The organism is Pseudomonas chlororaphis, assembly GCA_001023535.1.
GTDB lineage: Bacteria > Pseudomonadota > Gammaproteobacteria > Pseudomonadales > Pseudomonadaceae > Aquipseudomonas > Aquipseudomonas chlororaphis_E.
The window spans coordinates 1108511-1124234 of sequence record CP011020.1 but is presented as its reverse complement, the minus strand read 5'-3'; the positions used below and the strand labels follow the sequence as shown (position 1 = coordinate 1124234).

Genomic DNA, 15724 nt, shown 5'->3' with positions numbered 1-15724 from the left:
GTCTACCAAGGGCAGAATCGTAAGTGCTTGAAGTTATTGCGTTTGAGTTACAGGTTTATGACCGAATCGGTGGATTCCGATGAAAAAGTGGCACTTTGCCTGGCCGCCTGCACGCGGTTGCGTCCGGCGTGCTTGGCCCGGTACAGCGCCTCGTCCGCCTGGCTCGCCATCATCAGGCTGTCGGAGTCATCGCTCATCTCCACCACGCCGGCGCTGAAGGTGCACCACAAGTCGTGGGGCTGGGCCGGGTAGTGGATTTCGGCAAAGCGCTGGCGGATTTCATCCAGCACCTTGCAGGCCGCCTCGATGTCGGTGTCGGGCATGACGATGGCGAACTCTTCGCCCCCGTAGCGGCCGATGAAATCGGTCTTGCGCAGACGCTGCTTGAGAAACAGCGCCAGGCTCTTGATCACCCGGTCGCCCATGGGGTGGCCATGGCTGTCATTGACCCGCTTGAAGTGGTCGATGTCGAGCATGGCGAAACTCAGCGGCTTGCCTTCCCGGCGGGCGCGGAAACTGCAATCTTCGAGCAACTGCAGGATGTGCGTGTGGTTGTACAGCCCGGTAAGGCTGTCGCGCACCATCCGCGCCTTGAGGTTGCGCGCCCGTGCCGCGCGGTTGCGCACGGTGGTGATCAGGTGGCGGGGCTTGATCGGTTTGGTCAGGAAGTCGTCGCCGCCTTCGCTCATGGCATCGAGCTGCTTGTCCAGGTCGTCTTCGGCGGACAGGTAGATGATCGGCACGCTGACGTAGCGGTCGTTGTGGCGGATCACCTTGGCCAACTCGGTGCCGGTGCAGGCGGGCATGTACATGTCGAGGATGATCAGGTCGGGCTGGAAGTCCGCCAGCTCGGCCATGGCCTGGATCGGCTCGATCAGCGTGCGGGTGACGATGCCGGCACTGTTGAGCAGGCGTTCGGTGTGCAGGGCCTGGGCGCGGGAGTCATCGATGATCAGCACTTTGTAGGGCTCGTACTGGGCGACGCAGGTCAGCACTTCGATTTTTTCCAGCAGGCTCGACGCTTCGAGCGTGCCGGTGAGGAACTCCTGCCCGCCGGCCCGCACGGCCGCCAGGCGGGTCGGCGTGTCGGTTTCCAGCAAACTGAAGAACAGCAGCGGCAGCGGCTGGTCCAGGCCTTCCTGGGCTTCGGCGGCCAGTTTCAGGCCGGCGCCGGGGCCGCTGAAATCCACGTCCATGACAATCGCCGCCGGCAGGCGCTCGACCATCGTCGCCCGAAATGCCGCGACGCTGTCCAGGGCCTGGGCACTGAGACCGAAGAATTCCAATTGCTTGGCCAGGCGCTCGGCGCGGTCGTGGTCTTGCAGCAGTACATAGATGGGTTTGCGCAGCGGCGGCAGGAAGGTCTGTTCGAGTTGGTCGCCATGGCGCAGGCCGGTGCGCGACAGGCGCTGCATCAGGCGGTTGATTTCGGTGATCAGGTGGCTGCTCAGGCGTCCGCGGTTGGCATCCACTGCCTGCAACGACTGACTGATGCCTTGGGCGAGCTGGGTGTGTTCGGGTTGTTCGAAGCGTTCGGCAAAACGCAGCAGCCGCAGATTGGCTTCGCTGAGCTCGGAAAGATCGGTGCTGGACCACTCGCTGCGCTGCAGGCGCTGCCAGATCTCCAGGATCTGACGAGCCTGGTGAATTACCCGCTGGGCAAAGTGATGCTTGAGGCGCTCGCGGCTGGGGTCTTCTGGCTCGGTCATATCCTGACTACTAGTTAGGCTGCATGCTGAGGTCGACTGGTGGCTCTATGCTAGCACCTCTTTTCCCTTGCATCAGTGTCATACGTCAATAATCTGTCCAACCGCGACATTCAGTTAATGACCGGCCAGTTTCGAAGACCGACGGCGGCGCTTCATTTATAGTGGCTGCTCGACGACCCTGCCAGGGCAGGCCTGATTGGCCGCCACATTATCGCGTTTCAAATCAGGCACGATGGCGTAGGGTTGTGGTCGAACCGAGAACTCAAGTGATTGAAGGGATATCGCCATGCTGGACTGGAAAAACCGCGCGGGCAGCGCGCCTGAACGTGCCGCCGAACCGAAATCGGACACCCGCAGCTACCTGGGTGGGCTGTTGTTCAGTCGGGCACTGGCGACGCTGGTCGGCCTGTACCTGCTGGTGACCATCGCCCTGGGTTGGTATTGGAGCCAGGAGCCGGCGCTGTTCCCGGTGCAGCAGAACGCCCAGGCGGCAGCCGAGCGGGACGGCCGGCAAATGGTGGTGGGCTACACCACCGTCGAGACCCTCAAGACCGTGGCCGGCACCTTGCTGACCAAACCGGGCGGCTACATTTCCAACGACCGTTTCCCGCCGGGCCTGTGGATGGACAACATGCCGAGCTGGGAATACGGCGTGCTGGTGCAGGTTCGCGACCTGAGCCGCGCCTTGCGCAAGGACTTCGCCCGTTCCCAGTCACAGTCCGCCGAAGACGCCGATCTGGCCAAGGCCGAGCCGCGCTTCAACTTCGATAACCGCAGTTGGGTGCTGCCCTCCAGTGAGTCGGAGTACCAGGAAGGCATCAATTCCCTGAGCCGCTACCAGGCACGCCTGTCCGATCCGGCCCAGAAGAGCGCGCTGTTCTACGCCCGTGCCGACAACCTGAACAACTGGCTGGGGGATGTCGGCACTCGCCTGGGTTCGTTGTCCCAGCGCCTGTCGGCCAGCGTGGGCCGGGTCAAGCTCAACACGTCGTTGAAAACCGAAATTCCGGCGCCGGGCCAGGTGCCGCAGGTGGATGAAGAAGTCGTCGAGACCCCATGGATGCAAATCGACAACGTGTTCTACGAGGCGCGCGGCCAGGCATGGGCGCTGTCGCATTTGTTGCGGGCCATCGAAGTGGACTTCGCCGACGTGCTGGCGAAGAAGAACGCCACCGTCAGCGTCCGGCAGATCATTCGTGAACTGGAAGCGTCCCAGGAACCGGTCTGGAGCCCGATGATCCTCAATGGCAGCGGCTTCGGCGTGTTGGCGAACCATTCGCTGGTGATGGCCAACTACATTTCCCGGGCCAACGCAGCGGTCATCGACCTGCGGCAACTGCTGAACCAGGGCTGATCGATGAGCGAAAGCGCCCGGGAGGTCGCCCACCGAGAGGCCTCGGATGCCGAGCTGATCGCCTGGGTCGATGAACACGACAACCTGCTGGGCAGCCTGGTGCGCTCGGACCTGCGTGAGCGCGGGCTGATCGGGCGCGGCACCTACATCCTGTTGTTCAACTCGGCCGGTGAACTGTGTGTTCACCGGCGCACGTTGAGCAAGGCGATCTACCCGGGGTTCTGGGACGTGGCGGCGGGCGGCATGGTGCAGGCCCACGAGACCTACACCGAATCGGCCGCCCGGGAGCTGGCCGAGGAACTGGGCGTGAGCGGCGTCGCGCTGACCGCCCACGACCACTTCTATTTCGAGGACACCGGTAGCCGGCTGTGGTGCTCGGCGTTCTCGGCGGTGTGGGACGGCCCCCTGGTGCTGCAACCGGAGGAAGTGCTCGAAGCGCGGTTTCTGCCCATCGACCAGGTGCTGGATGAAATCCGCCGCAAGCCTTACTGCCCGGACTCGCTGGCGGCGTTGGAGCGCTATTTGCGCGCCCACGGCGATGGCGTCGCAAAGAAGCTATAAATTGGCGCCGATTGGCCCTTAGCAAGTCGGCTTTTTGCCGTTACACTGCGCGACTTTTCAAGCTGAACCGACGTCTGCGGTCCAGTAGCGCTGCCCCTGCCTGAGTGGGGCTTCGCGGTCGAGGCATTGCTCTCTCGACCAGTCTTTGTCCTCCCGAGAGGATTGCCGGTGGCCAAAAAAGCCGCATCCTTCGCCGCCTTGGGCGGCCTGGTATTTTCTACCGACGCCGGTCGTCATTGCCCTGATTGCCGTCAACCGGTGGATGCCTGCATCTGCAAACAGACCGTCATCCCTGCCGGTGATGGCATTGCCCGCGTGCGCCGCGAAAGCAAGGGTCGCGGCGGCAAGACGGTGACCACGATCACCGGTGTGCCGTTGGCCGAAGACGCGCTCAAGGAATTGGCGACGACGTTGAAGAAACGCTGTGGCACCGGTGGCGCGTTGAAGGACGGCGTCATCGAGATCCAGGGCGATCACGTCGAGCTGTTGCTGGCCGAATTGGTCAAGCACGGTTTCAAGGCCAAGAAATCCGGCGGCTAGCAGCCTCTGTGAAAACCACCCTCGGCTTGATCCGAACGTACGGTTCGCGGTCGCCCGCATGGTTTTCACAGAGCCTGTTCTGAACGGGTTTCCAGGCTCTGTTTGAAAAGTCTTGAGACGAAGGTCAGGCAAGGCGAAAACCGGCGAGGAAGCGGAGTTTACTGGAGTAAATGAGCATTCCGAGCCGGTTTTCAACGCAGCATGAACGAGTATCAAGGCTTTTCAGACAGAGCCTAAACTCAGCGCTGCCAGCAGGGTCTACCCTGCTGACAGACAATTCGTCATTTTCACTCTCTAGACTGCCCCAGCCTCCGACCGGATGGTGCATTTTGACTTCTTTATAGGGGACTTCGATGTCCGTACGACGCACACGCAAAGACGATGGCAGCCAATGGACAGTTGCGGACAGCCGCAGTGTTTACGGGATTCGCCATTGGGGGGCCGGGTATTTCGCGATCAATGACGCCGGTCGCGTCGAAGTCCGTCCGAACGGTCCCGGCAGCTCGCCCATCGACCTGTTCGAGCAAGTCGAGCAACTGCGCCAGAGCGGCCTCTCGCTGCCCTTGCTGGTGCGCTTCCCCGACATTCTGCAAGACCGCGTGCGCCAGCTCACCGGTGCGTTCGACAGCAACATCGCGCGGCTGGAATACCAGAGCCAATACACCGCGCTCTACCCGATCAAGGTCAACCAGCAGGAAGCGGTGATCGAGAACATCATCGCCACCCAGAATGTTTCCATCGGCCTGGAAGCCGGTTCCAAGCCGGAGCTGCTGGCGGTGCTGGCGCTGGCGCCGAAGGGCGGGACCATCGTCTGCAACGGCTACAAGGACCGTGAGTTCATCCGCCTGGCGCTGATGGGCCAGAAACTGGGCCACAACGTTTTCATCGTCATCGAGAAAGAGTCCGAAGTCGGCCTGGTGATCGAAGAGGCGACCTCGCTCAAGGTCAAGCCACAGGTCGGCCTGCGGGTGCGCCTGTCGTCCCTGGCATCGAGCAAGTGGGCCGATACCGGCGGCGAGAAATCCAAGTTCGGCCTGTCGGCCGCGCAACTGTTGTCGGTGGTCGAGCGCTTCCGCGCCGCGGGCCTGGACCAGGGCATCCGCCTGTTGCACTTCCACATGGGTTCGCAAATCGCCAACCTGGCGGACTACCAGCACGGCTTCAAGGAAGCGATCCGCTACTACGGCGAGCTGCGCAACCTTGGCCTGCCGGTGGACCACATCGACGTGGGCGGTGGTCTGGGCGTGGACTACGACGGCACCCACTCGCGCAATGCCAGTTCGATCAACTACGACATGGACGACTACGCCGGTGTCGTGGTCGGCATGCTCAAGGAGTTCTGCGACGCCCAGGGCCTGCCGCATCCGCACATTTTCTCCGAAAGCGGCCGGTCGCTGACCGCCCACCACGCCATGCTGGTGGTGCAGGTGACCGACGTCGAGAAGCACAACGACGACGTGCCGGTGATCGACAACAAGCTGGAGCTGCCGGAAACCGTGCAATGGCTGGTGGACCTGTTGGGGCCGACTGACATCGAGATGGTCACCGAGACCTACTGGCGTGCCACCCACTACATGAGCGACGTGGCCGCGCAGTACGCCGACGGCAAGTTGACCCTGGCCGAGAAAGCCCTGGCCGAGCAGTGCTACTTCGCCGTTTGCCGGCGCCTGCACAATTCGCTGAAGGCTCGCCAGCGGTCCCACCGCCAGGTGCTGGACGAACTCAACGACAAGCTGGCCGACAAGTACATCTGCAACTTCTCGGTGTTCCAGAGCCTGCCGGACACCTGGGCCATCGGCCAGGTATTGCCGATCCTGCCGTTGCATCGCCTCGACGAAGAGCCGATGCGCCGTGCCGTGCTGCAAGACCTGACCTGCGACTCCGATGGCAAGATCAAGCAGTACGTCGACGAGCAGAGCATCGAGACCAGCCTGCCGGTGCATGCCCTCAACACGGGCGAAGACTACCTGCTGGGCATCTTCCTGGTGGGCGCCTACCAGGAAATCCTGGGCGACATGCACAACCTGTTCGGTGACACCGACTCGGTGAACATTTACCAGAACGCCGACGGCAGTGTGTACCACGCCGGTATCGAGACCCACGACACCATCGAGGACATGCTGCGCTACGTGCACCTGTCGCCGGAAGAGTTGATGACTCACTACCGCGACAAGTGCGCCAGCGCCCGGATCAGCGCTGCCGAGCGCACCCAGTTCCTCGACGCCTTGCGCCTGGGCCTGACGCGTTCGTCGTATCTGTCTTCTTGATGGGGGCCTGAGCGTCCACCGAACCTGTGGCGAGGGGATTTATCCCCGTTCGGCTGCGAAGCAGCCGTAAAACCGGCTAACGAGATTTGCCTGTTGCTCCACAGACTGGGTTCTGGGGCCGCTTCGCAGCCCAACGGGGATAAATCCCCTCGCCACAGGGGCTCCGGCGCCATTTTCAACTGGACGGCAAATGCCCTTCGCTCTGTCAGAAACTGCATCGCATACTGCGGGAGTTTTCGGACAGTCCTGAAGGGCATTTTTGTTTGTGCCTGTGTTATTTCCGCGCATCGGCGCACATAACCGGCGTAGTCCTAATTTCGTGTAGTCCCTTTCCTAACTTGTACTTCAGCCCTCTACTCGACCATGGCTCTCGGCGAGAATCCTCGGCCGCCCCTCCTGTAGAGAAACGCCGATGTCCGATCCAGCCCGCGAGTCAGCCTTTCGTCTGGAGATAGCCGGTCTGCCCGAACCCTTGGTCGTCGTGGCCTTCACGGGCAGCGAAGCCATCAGCGAACCCTTCGCCTATGAGGCGCAATTGTTGCTCCCCGACGCCCCCGTGGACTTGGCCGGGCTGCTGTACCGCAACGTGTGGCTGAGCTTCGGCGCGCCGGGTCGAGGCATTCATGGGCAATTGCACGAACTGCTCGAACAGCCTCCGGGCGCCGGCTGCCGGGTGCGTATCGGGCCGAAGCTGGCTTGCCTGGCGCAGCGCTTCAGCCAACGGGTGTTCGTTGCTCGCTCGGTGCCGCAGATCCTGCGCCAGGTGCTCCGGGAACATGGCATCGGCGGCCGGCACCTGTGCCTGGACCTGAGCGGCGACTACCCTGCGCAAGACTTCTGCACCCAATACCGGGAGTCGGACCTGCAATTTCTCCAACGGCTGTGCGCGCAAGCCGGCATCCATTTTCATTTCGAACAGACCCCGGACGGACATTGCCTGGTTTTCACCGACAGTCCAGACCGTTTCCCGTTGGTGGGCGAGGCGGTTTATGGCGACCACCGGCCAGCGCCGGGCGTCCGGGCCTTCAGTGTGCAGAGCACGCTGCCGGGCGCACAGGTTGCCCGGGGGCGCAGCGACCTGAAGAACCTGCACGTTGGCCGAGCGGTGACGCTGGCAGCGCATCCCCTGGAGGGCTGGAACCGCTGCTGGCTGCTGACCGGCGTCGAGCACCGCGGCCAGGCGGGGGTGTATGGCAACCAGTTCAAGGCCATCCCCCAGGGCGCGCCGTGGCAGACAGCCCTGCGGGCGACGAAGCCGCGCATGGCGAGCCGGCAACGGGGTTGGGTGGTCGCGGTGGATGAGCCGGTGATGCAAGAAGCCGGACGCGTGGCGGTGCAGTTCGACTGGGTCTACCAGGGCGAGGGCGCCCGTTCCAGCCATTGTTGGCTGCCGTTGGCGCCCGAGTTGCTGGCGGGGGCGGACGAGTTGCGCGAGGGCACCGAGGTGTTGGTGAGTTTTATCGAAGGCGATCCGGATCGTCCGTTGATCAGTGCCTTTCTCGACGGCCCCGCGTTGGCTGCGCCGGTTGAGCCTGCGGCCGCCCCGATCGCCGGCCGCGCACCGGGGCCGGCGGTTGCCGACCCGATGCTCCTGTCGGCGATCCGCAGTGCCGAGCCGCTGGTCTTGTTGTGCCTGCTACCCGGCGGCGGCAGTTTCAGCCATTGCGCCGAGGCGTTGTGCACCTGCCGGTTGCTCACCCAGCCCGGCGCGGGTATCGCGCCGTGAGCGCCGGCACCCTGGCCGGGTCCCATTGGTTGCTGCTCGACGTACCGAGTGCGCCCGACGCGACGTGGCGCCTGCAAGAACAGTTCGCGGGGGTTCAGGCCGAGGTGCTGTTCGACGACACCGAGTTGCACGGCCTCGGGGAGCACAGCCCACTGTTGCTGGATCTTCGGCGAGCGGGTGGGTTGGTCAGTCTCTGTCATCTGGATCCGCAGGCCTGGCCGGGGCTGGTGTTGATCAGCAGTGCGTCGGCGGAACAACTGCTGGCGCATCTGCGGCGGATGCTGACGGTGACCTTGGGCCTGCACCACAAAGCGTTGCTGAACTATTACAACCCGCACACCGCCAGCTATTTTTTCGACGGTTGCGACCCGCAGGAACTCAGTTGCTGGCTGGGGCCCATCAGCCAGGTGCGCTGGTTCGGTGGCACCTGGGCCGACCGCGCCATCGGCAGCCTGGGCTGGCAGCAACTGACCAATCCCGGGTTGCCGGTGACGGCGCTGGAGAACGAACACAGCCTCAGTGATCGGCAGCAATGCCAACTCCAGCAATGCCTGCTGGAGCGCCACGCCTGGCGCTGGTCGCGCGCCATCGGGCGTGATTATCACCTGCTCTGGAAGCGCTTCCAGGAGGGGATGGGGCTGGGGTTCACCGAACAGGCGTTGCTCGATGACTGGTTGTGGCTGCGCTTGCAACACCCCGATGCCCGGCCGGTGCCGAAGTTGGAAGGCCGGTCGCCACGGGAATACCTCGATCAGCTACGCCGGGCATGGCAGGGCGGTCCGGGGTGAAATGTCATGGGCTGGGGCTGCCCAGCCATTGATCGCGCCGTTGCAGATGCCAGGCGATGGCCCCGAGGGTCAGGCTGCGCAAGGCCATGAACAGCAGGAAGGTGATCCACAACCCGTGGTTGCCCAAGCCTTGCAGCGCCCAGGCGACAGGCAGTACCAGCAACAGCGTCAGCAGCATGCCGTTGCGCATTTCCCGGGCGCGGGTGGCGCCGATGAACAGCCCGTCGAGCAGGTAGCTCCAGACCGCAATCAGCGGCAGGGCCGCCAGGTAAGGCAGATACTGGTCGGCGGTGGCGCGCACGTCGGGAATGTCGGTTTGCATCGCGATGAACAGGTGGCCGGCGAGCAGGAACAGCAGCGCGAACCCAAGGCTTGCAATCAGCGACCAGCCGCAGGCCACCACCAGCGAACGGCGCAGGGCGAGGCGATCGCGGGCGCCGATGGCATGCCCGCACAAAGCTTCCACCGCGTGGGCGAGGCCGTCCAGGGCGTGGGCGGTCAGCAGCAGGCCGTTGAGCAGCAGGGCATTGGCTGCCACGGTCGCGTCCCCTAGCCGCGCGCCTTGCACGGTGATCAGGAAGAACACCGCTTGCAGCGCCAGGCTGCGAATGAAAATGTCCCGGTTCACCGCCAGCAGCGGGCGCCAGCTCTGCCACCGCCCCAAGGCTGCCCAGGCCACCTGTCCGGGCCAGGCCCGCAGAGTCTTGCGTGCCAGGGCCAGGCCGACCAGCGCACCGGTCCACTCGGCAATCACCGAGGCCCGGGCCGAACCGGCCACGCCCCAGTCCAGGCCGATCACGAACCACAGGTTCAGGGCGATGTTCACCAGGTTGGTCACCAGCAGGATCGCCAGCGGCGCTCGGGCATTCTGGGCACCGAGGAACCAGCCCACCAATGCATAGCTGGCCAGCGCCGCCGGTAGGCCGAAGAGCCGGGTGTGGAAAAAGTCGCGGGTCAATTGGTCGAGTTCGGCCGATGGCTGCATGAAGTGCAACGCCACGCCACTCAGCGGTACGCCGACGGCGCCGAGCACCACCGCCAGCCCCATCGCCAGCAACAGGCCTTGCACCAGCACCTGCCGCAGCGCCGCGCCATCGCCACGTCCGGCGGCCTGGGCGGCGAACCCGGTGGAGCCCATGCGCAGGAAACCCATGGCCCACGCCAGCACGGTATACAGACTCGCCCCGACCGCCACCGCGCCCAGCTGATGGGCATGGGGCAAATGGCCGATGACCGTACTGTCCACCAGCGCCACCAGCGGCACGGAAATGTTCGAGAGAATCATCGGCGCCGCCAGCGCCCAGACCCGGCGATGGGTAAGGCGGTCGCGCCAGTCGGTGATCAGGTGGGACATGCGGGCTCCTTGATGGAGCGCAATTGTAGCGGGTTCTCTGGATGATCGTTTCCAGTCCCTGCGAAGCACGCCGCACTTCGCAGGCCCGTTTTTTGTGGCGAGGGGATTTATCCCCGTTCGGCTGCGAAGCAGTCGTAAATCCGACTAACGCGGTTTACCTGATGTACCGCATGGCCTGGGTTTGGGGCTGCTGCGCAGCCCAGCGGGGATAAATCCCCTCGCCACAACTGTGCTCCTGCATAGGCTCGTGCGACCTCAGTGAATGATCCAACTCAACAACCACAACCCCAATACCAACCAGATAATCCCCATGATGATCGAGGCCCGCATAAAGGCGCGGATCGCCGAATACAGCATCATCAACCCGATGATCAGCGCGATGATGCTGATGATCGAGGTGTCCATGCCCAAGGTGCGCGCCAGGCCGTCGACGAAGTTGCCGCCGGCGTGGGCCAGGGTGTTGAACAGGCCGCTGAGCAGGTCGACGATGAAGCGGATCACCGAACCGAGCGCTTGGCCGAGCCATTCGAAAAAGCTTTCTACCTGCATGTGTGCATCCTGATGAAGGGGATCCGGGTTGAACTGTGTCTGATTGTAGGAGCTGTTGGCGTCGCGATGGTTCGATTATGGGGCAAATTGCCACGCGCACCGAGAGGCTTGCCTTCCCCGGTCATCCCCCCGAAGCTATGCGCATTCAGGAGAGCCCGATGAACCTTGTTGAACTGACCGAACGCCTGCACGCCATTCGTGACCGTAACGATTGGCGGCGCTTCCACAGCCCGAAGAACCTCGCCATGGCCGCCAGCGTGGAAATGGCCGAGCTGGTGGAGATTTTCCAGTGGCTGACCGAGGATCAGTCCCGCCAGTTGCCGGCAGACACCCTGGCCCATGCCGGGCAGGAAGTCGGTGACATCGTGTTGTACCTGTTGCTGTTGTGCAGCGAATTGGGCCTGGACATGGACGCCGTGGTGCGCAACAAGCTGGCCGACAGCGAGCGGCGGTTCGGCCAATGAGCGACCGTCATTTCGACCAGTTGGCCACGCGGTTTGCCGAGAAAATCTACGGCGGGGCCAAGGGCGCGATCCGCCTGGCGGTGCTTCAGGCCGATCTGTTGGAAACCTTGCCGGATCGCCCGCTGCGGGTGCTGGATATCGGCGCGGGTCTGGGCCATATGTCGCTGTGGCTGGCCGAGCGCGGTCACCAGGTGACCCTCGCCGAGCCGGCCGAGCCCATGCTCGAAGGTGCCCGCCAACGCTTCGCCGTGGCGGGGCAGCAGGCAACGTTCATCCAGGCGCCGTGGCAGGATCTGCTTGGCCAGCTCACCGAGCCCTACGACCTGGTGCTGTGCCATGCGGTGCTCGAATGGCTGGCCGAGCCCCATGCCATCCTGCCGGTGCTGCATCAGCTCACGGCGCCGGGCGGCTGGTTGTCCCTGGCGTTCTACAACCGCGATGCGCTGGTCTATCGCAACCTGCTCAAGGGGCATTTCCGCAAGTTGCGCAAAAATGACATGGCCGGCGAAAAACAGAGCCTGACACCGCAACAACCCCTTGATCCGCGCGCGTTGGCGGCGCAACTTGAAGGCCTGTGGCAGGTCGAAAACCAGAGTGGCGTGCGGGTTTTCCATGACTACATGCCCGTGGAATTCCAAGGGCGCGTGGAGCTGGCGCAGTTGTTGGAAATGGAGCTGGCCCACCGTCGCCATCCCGCGTTTGCCGGATTGGGACGTTATCTGCACTGGATCTGCCGTCCGCGCTGATCCAGCGGCACTGGAGAGCAACATGAAAGGTCGTTCAGGGGTATTGGTGCTGTGCCTGGGGCTGGCGGCCTGCCAGGGCAGCAACCCGTATGTCGCCACTTCCAACCCGCTGCCGCCGGCACCACCGGAAGCCGCCCAGGTGTTCGACCGCAGTGCGTACCCCGCGCCGCCTCGGGACTACGGGCGCTACCGCAGTTGGGCCTGGCGCAACGGGCAACTGCCGCCGGGCACTGCGTGGGCGGACTCGGCCCAGGTGGCCGAGGCAGTGAGTAACGCGCTGGACCAGCGCGGCCTGCGCCCGCTGCATGACAATCGGCCGGCCGACCTCTTCGTCAGCGCCGACCTGCGCCTGGAAACCCGCCTGCGCCAGGTACGCGATGACTACGACACCGGCTACTACGGCGGCTACAACCGCTACGGCCCCGGCTATGGCCCTGGGTACGGCATGTATCACACGGTGCCGGTGGTGCGCACGTACCAGGAGCAGGTGGTGGTCGTGCGTGTCGAGCTGTTCGACGCGCGCAATGGCCAGCCGGTCTGGAGCGCCAGCGCCGAAACCAGCCAGCGCGGCAGCCAGGGTGCACGCACGGACGCTATCCGCGAAGCGGTGGAAAAAGCCATGTCGGCGTATCCGCCCAGTTGATCCTGCAACGGAGAAAAACCATGTTGCACCGTCTTGCCTTACTGTCTTTTGCCCTGCTGCTGGGCGCCTGTGCCTCCAACCAGGTCAATCACGACTTCGACACCAGCCGCGATTTCGCGGCGTACCGCAGTTGGAGTTGGAAAGAGCCGGCGCTGCAATACCGCCCCGATGACCCGCGCATCAAGAGCGACCTGACCGAACAACGCATCCGTCAGGCCGTTGCCGATCAACTCGACCAGCGCGGCCTGCGCCCGGTGGCGGCAGGTGGTCGGGCGGATGTGTTGGTCCAGGCTTACCTGATCGTCGAGGATCGCCAGCAGCAGGTGACCACGAACTATGGCGGTGGTTGGGGCGGCCCCTGGAACGGCTATTGGGGCGGGCCGATGTACAACGAAACCCGCAACATCAGCTACAAGGTCGGCACCGTGCAGATCGACCTGCTCGATGGCAAGGACGGCAAGCTGGTGTGGCGGGGCAGTGACGAGCAGATCCTGAGCGACTCGCCGAACCCGACGGACCGTAACACCGCGGTACGGGAGACGGTGGGGCGGATCCTGTCGACCTATCCGCCGCGATAGCCAGTTTGGCGCAGTCCATTTCTGGGAGCGGGCCTGCCTGAGGCGTTGACGTTGGATGGGCCGACGTCTTCGCGAGCAAGCTCGCTCCCACAGGGGGATGGGTGCCAGCCGCAGAATCCCGGACAGCCTCCGTCCCATGTGGGAGCGAGCTTGCTCGCGAAGGCGGCCTCGCGGTCACCTTTCAGCCCGCCGGCCGCCAGCCTCCCACCATGTGTTCCAGATCCCCTGCCCCCATCAACCGCAAGTCCCCGCTGGACCCTGCCGCACTCGCCAGCAGTGTCACTTCACTGGGCAGGCGTACGGGTTTTTTGAAGGCCACCTCGATCTCGAGGTTGGCCTCGGGCAGGTGTTGATCCAGGGCGGCCAGGGTCCTGGCTTTGTTCCACAGGCCATGGGCGATGGCAGTCGGGAAGCCGAACAGTTTGGCGCTGGCGGCGCTCAGGTGAATCGGGTTGTAGTCGCCCGACACCTTGGCGTACTGCCGGCCAATGTCGGCCGGCGCGCGCCAGTGCGCCACCTCCATCAATGCCAGGCTGTTGGCGGGCGTGTCGGCCAGCGGTGTCCCATCCAGTTCGACACCCCTGCACAGCATCTGGCTGTGGGCTTGCCACAATAGCCCCAGTTGATCCTCCAGGCGGGTGACCAGGTCGAACACCGCGCCTTTGGGGTGAGGTTGCAGGTTCTCGACATTGACGCTGGCCCGCACCTGGTTGACGCCGCCCATGGGCCGCAGCACACGGATGCGGTTGTTCAAATGGATCAAGCCCAACAACGGAAACGGAAAGTCCCGGTCGGTAAGCAACTGCATTTGCAAGGCGAACGCCAGGACGTGGGGATACGTCGGCGGCAGCAACCCGTTCTCGGCGAAGCCGCAGACCTTGCGATAGGCTGCCAGTCGCTGCGGGTCGACCTGGAGCACCTGGCGCAGCCCTTGTTCCGGCAAGGTCTTGCCGCTGATCTTGCGCCGCGTCGCCGCTTTCACGTAGAGCGCGGTCATCGACGGTGCGCCGCTGACCTCGTGCCATTGGATCGTCATGTCATGCTCCCAGCAGGCTTTGCCCGCACACCCGCACGGCCTGCCCGGTGACAGCGCCCGTGCCGGGTTGCGCCAGCCACGCCACGGTTTCGGCGACATCCTGGGGCAGGCCGCCCTGGCCCAGGGAGCTCATGCGCCGCCCGGCTTCGCGCAGGGTGAAAGGGATCTCGGCGGTCATGCGCGTTTCAATGAAGCCCGGTGCCACGGCGTTGATACTGATGCCCCGCGCCTGCAGCGTAGGCGCCCAGGCCTGCGCCAGGCCGATCAGGCCGGCCTTGCTCGCGGCATAGTTGGTCTGCCCGCGATTGCCGGCGATGCCGCTGATGGACGCCAGCAGGATGACCCGGCCATTGTCCCGCAGGGTGCCGCTGTCGAGCAGGGCCTTGGTCAGCACCTGCGGAGCGTTGAGGTTGACGGCCAGGACCGCGTCCCAGAATTCCGGGGTCATGTTGGCGAGGGTCTTGTCGCGGGTAATGCCGGCGTTGTGCACCACGATGTCGACGCCGTCGGGCAAGTGTTCGATCAATTGCGAAGGCGCGTCTTCGGCGCAGATATCCAGGGTCAGGCTGCGCCCGCTCAGACGTGCGGCCAGGGCGTCGAGGTCGGCCTTGGCCTGCGGCATGTCCAGCAGGATCACGTCGGCGCCATCGCGGGCCAGGGTTTCGGCGATGGCGGCGCCGATCCCGCGGGCAGCCCCGGTGACCAGTGCCTTGAGCCCGGTGAGCGGCCTTGTCCAATCCTGGACCTGGGTGTCGCAAGCATTGAGGCGAACGACCTGCCCGGACACGAAGGCACTCTTGGGCGACAGGAAGAAGCGCAACGCACCTTCTAGCTGTGCCTCGGCCCCGTCGCCAACGTACAGCAGTTGCAGTGTCCCGCCGTGGCGCAACTCCTTGGCCAGGGACCGGCTGAAACCCTCCAGCGCACGCTGGGCACTGGCGGCGAACGGGTCGCTGAGCCGTTCCGGGGCGCGACCGAGGATGACTACGTGGGCGCTGCGGTCGAGATTTTTCATCAAGGGCTGGAAAAATTCGCGCAGTTGCTTGAGCTGGTCGGCCTGCACCAGGTGGCTGGCGTCATACACCACCGCCTTGATTTTCGGGCCGTGGCCGGGGATCCACTCGGTGGCCAGGCTCGGTTCGCCACCGTAGACGAAAATGGCGTCGGTCAGGCGTTTGGCGAACGTGCCGACCTGCTCGGTCAACGGCCCGCCGCCCAGCAGCAACGCGCCCTCGATCGGTCGCAGCCGCCCAGCCTGCCAGCGCTCCAGGCGCACCGGCGAGGGCAGGCCGAGGGCCCCGACCAGACGCAGGCCAACAGGTGAATTGGCGAAGTCGATATAGCGGTCAGACATGGAACACACTCCGGCTGATGAGGTTCCAAGTGTGGACCATGATTGGCAATCAGTC

General features: G+C 64.3%; 15 protein-coding genes. 10 read left to right on the top strand and 5 right to left on the bottom strand.

All coding sequences use genetic code 11. The features are described 5' to 3' along the window. Positions 1 to 47: 47 nt before the first annotated feature. The gene (locus tag VM99_04860) at positions 48 to 1709 is read right to left on the bottom strand and encodes a diguanylate cyclase (GenBank protein AKJ97410.1); all 1662 of its coding nucleotides are present in this window, start codon (positions 1707 to 1709) and stop codon (positions 48 to 50) included. Between the two features lie 286 nt (positions 1710 to 1995). Between VM99_04860 and VM99_04855 the strand changes: the two genes are divergently transcribed. From VM99_04855 to VM99_04830, 6 genes are all read left to right on the top strand, one after another. Further along, positions 1996 to 3063, top strand: coding sequence for a hypothetical protein (locus VM99_04855; GenBank protein ID AKJ97409.1), 1068 nt, complete (start codon positions 1996 to 1998; stop codon positions 3061 to 3063). Positions 3064 to 3066: 3 nt separating this feature from the next. After that, the gene (locus VM99_04850) at positions 3067 to 3624 is read left to right on the top strand and encodes an NUDIX hydrolase (protein AKJ97408.1); all 558 of its coding nucleotides are present in this window, start codon (positions 3067 to 3069) and stop codon (positions 3622 to 3624) included. Positions 3625 to 3792: 168 nt separating this feature from the next. Further along, positions 3793 to 4164: a translation initiation factor Sui1 gene (locus VM99_04845; protein ID AKJ97407.1), complete on the top strand. Its 372-nt coding sequence runs from the start codon at positions 3793 to 3795 to the stop codon at positions 4162 to 4164. A 353-nt stretch (positions 4165 to 4517) separates the two neighbouring features. Then, the gene (locus VM99_04840; protein ID AKJ97406.1) at positions 4518 to 6431 is read left to right on the top strand and encodes an arginine decarboxylase; all 1914 of its coding nucleotides are present in this window, start codon (positions 4518 to 4520) and stop codon (positions 6429 to 6431) included. A 412-nt stretch (positions 6432 to 6843) separates the two neighbouring features. Then, positions 6844 to 8157 carry a type VI secretion protein gene (locus VM99_04835; GenBank protein ID AKJ97405.1) on the top strand — a complete coding sequence of 438 codons (1314 nt, stop codon included), beginning with the start codon at positions 6844 to 6846 and terminating at the stop codon, positions 8155 to 8157. After that, a complete protein-coding gene (locus tag VM99_04830) occupies positions 8154 to 8945 on the top strand; it encodes a hypothetical protein (GenBank protein AKJ97404.1) in 792 nt (263 codons plus the stop codon). The genes VM99_04835 and VM99_04830 overlap by 4 nt, the downstream gene beginning before the upstream one ends. 4 nt (positions 8946 to 8949) lie before the next feature. Here the strand turns inward: VM99_04830 and VM99_04825 are convergent, their stop codons facing one another. Beyond that, complete coding sequence (locus tag VM99_04825; GenBank protein ID AKJ97403.1) at positions 8950 to 10299, bottom strand: XRE family transcriptional regulator; 1350 nt, start codon at positions 10297 to 10299, stop codon at positions 8950 to 8952. Between the two features lie 255 nt (positions 10300 to 10554). Next, complete coding sequence (locus VM99_04820; GenBank protein AKJ97402.1) at positions 10555 to 10848, bottom strand: MFS transporter; 294 nt, start codon at positions 10846 to 10848, stop codon at positions 10555 to 10557. Between the two features lie 158 nt (positions 10849 to 11006). On the opposite strand from VM99_04820, the gene VM99_04815 reads away from it, so the two are divergent. Genes VM99_04815 through VM99_04800 form a run of 4 tightly spaced genes read left to right on the top strand, consistent with a single transcriptional unit; the run spans position 11007 to position 13279 of the window. After that, positions 11007 to 11312, top strand: a complete 306-nt coding sequence (locus tag VM99_04815; protein ID AKJ97401.1) for a pyrophosphatase — start codon at positions 11007 to 11009, stop codon at positions 11310 to 11312. Continuing rightward, complete coding sequence (locus tag VM99_04810; GenBank protein AKJ97400.1) at positions 11309 to 12058, top strand: SAM-dependent methyltransferase; 750 nt, start codon at positions 11309 to 11311, stop codon at positions 12056 to 12058. The genes VM99_04815 and VM99_04810 overlap by 4 nt, the downstream gene beginning before the upstream one ends. Positions 12059 to 12080: 22 nt before the next feature. Beyond that, positions 12081 to 12701: a lipoprotein gene (locus VM99_04805; protein ID AKJ97399.1), complete on the top strand. Its 621-nt coding sequence runs from the start codon at positions 12081 to 12083 to the stop codon at positions 12699 to 12701. Between the two features lie 20 nt (positions 12702 to 12721). Continuing rightward, entirely contained in the window at positions 12722 to 13279 is a 558-nt protein-coding gene (locus VM99_04800; GenBank protein ID AKJ97398.1) for a lipoprotein, read from the top strand. A 181-nt stretch (positions 13280 to 13460) separates the two neighbouring features. On the opposite strand, the gene VM99_04795 is transcribed toward VM99_04800, so the two are convergent. Continuing rightward, positions 13461 to 14315, bottom strand: coding sequence for an acyl dehydratase (locus tag VM99_04795; GenBank protein AKJ97397.1), 855 nt, complete (start codon positions 14313 to 14315; stop codon positions 13461 to 13463). 1 nt (position 14316) lies between these two features. Next, positions 14317 to 15669 (bottom strand): 3-ketoacyl-ACP reductase, encoded by a 1353-nt coding sequence (gene fabG / locus VM99_04790; protein ID AKJ97396.1) that lies wholly within the window; start codon positions 15667 to 15669, stop codon positions 14317 to 14319. Between the last annotated feature and the right edge of the window lie 55 nt (positions 15670 to 15724).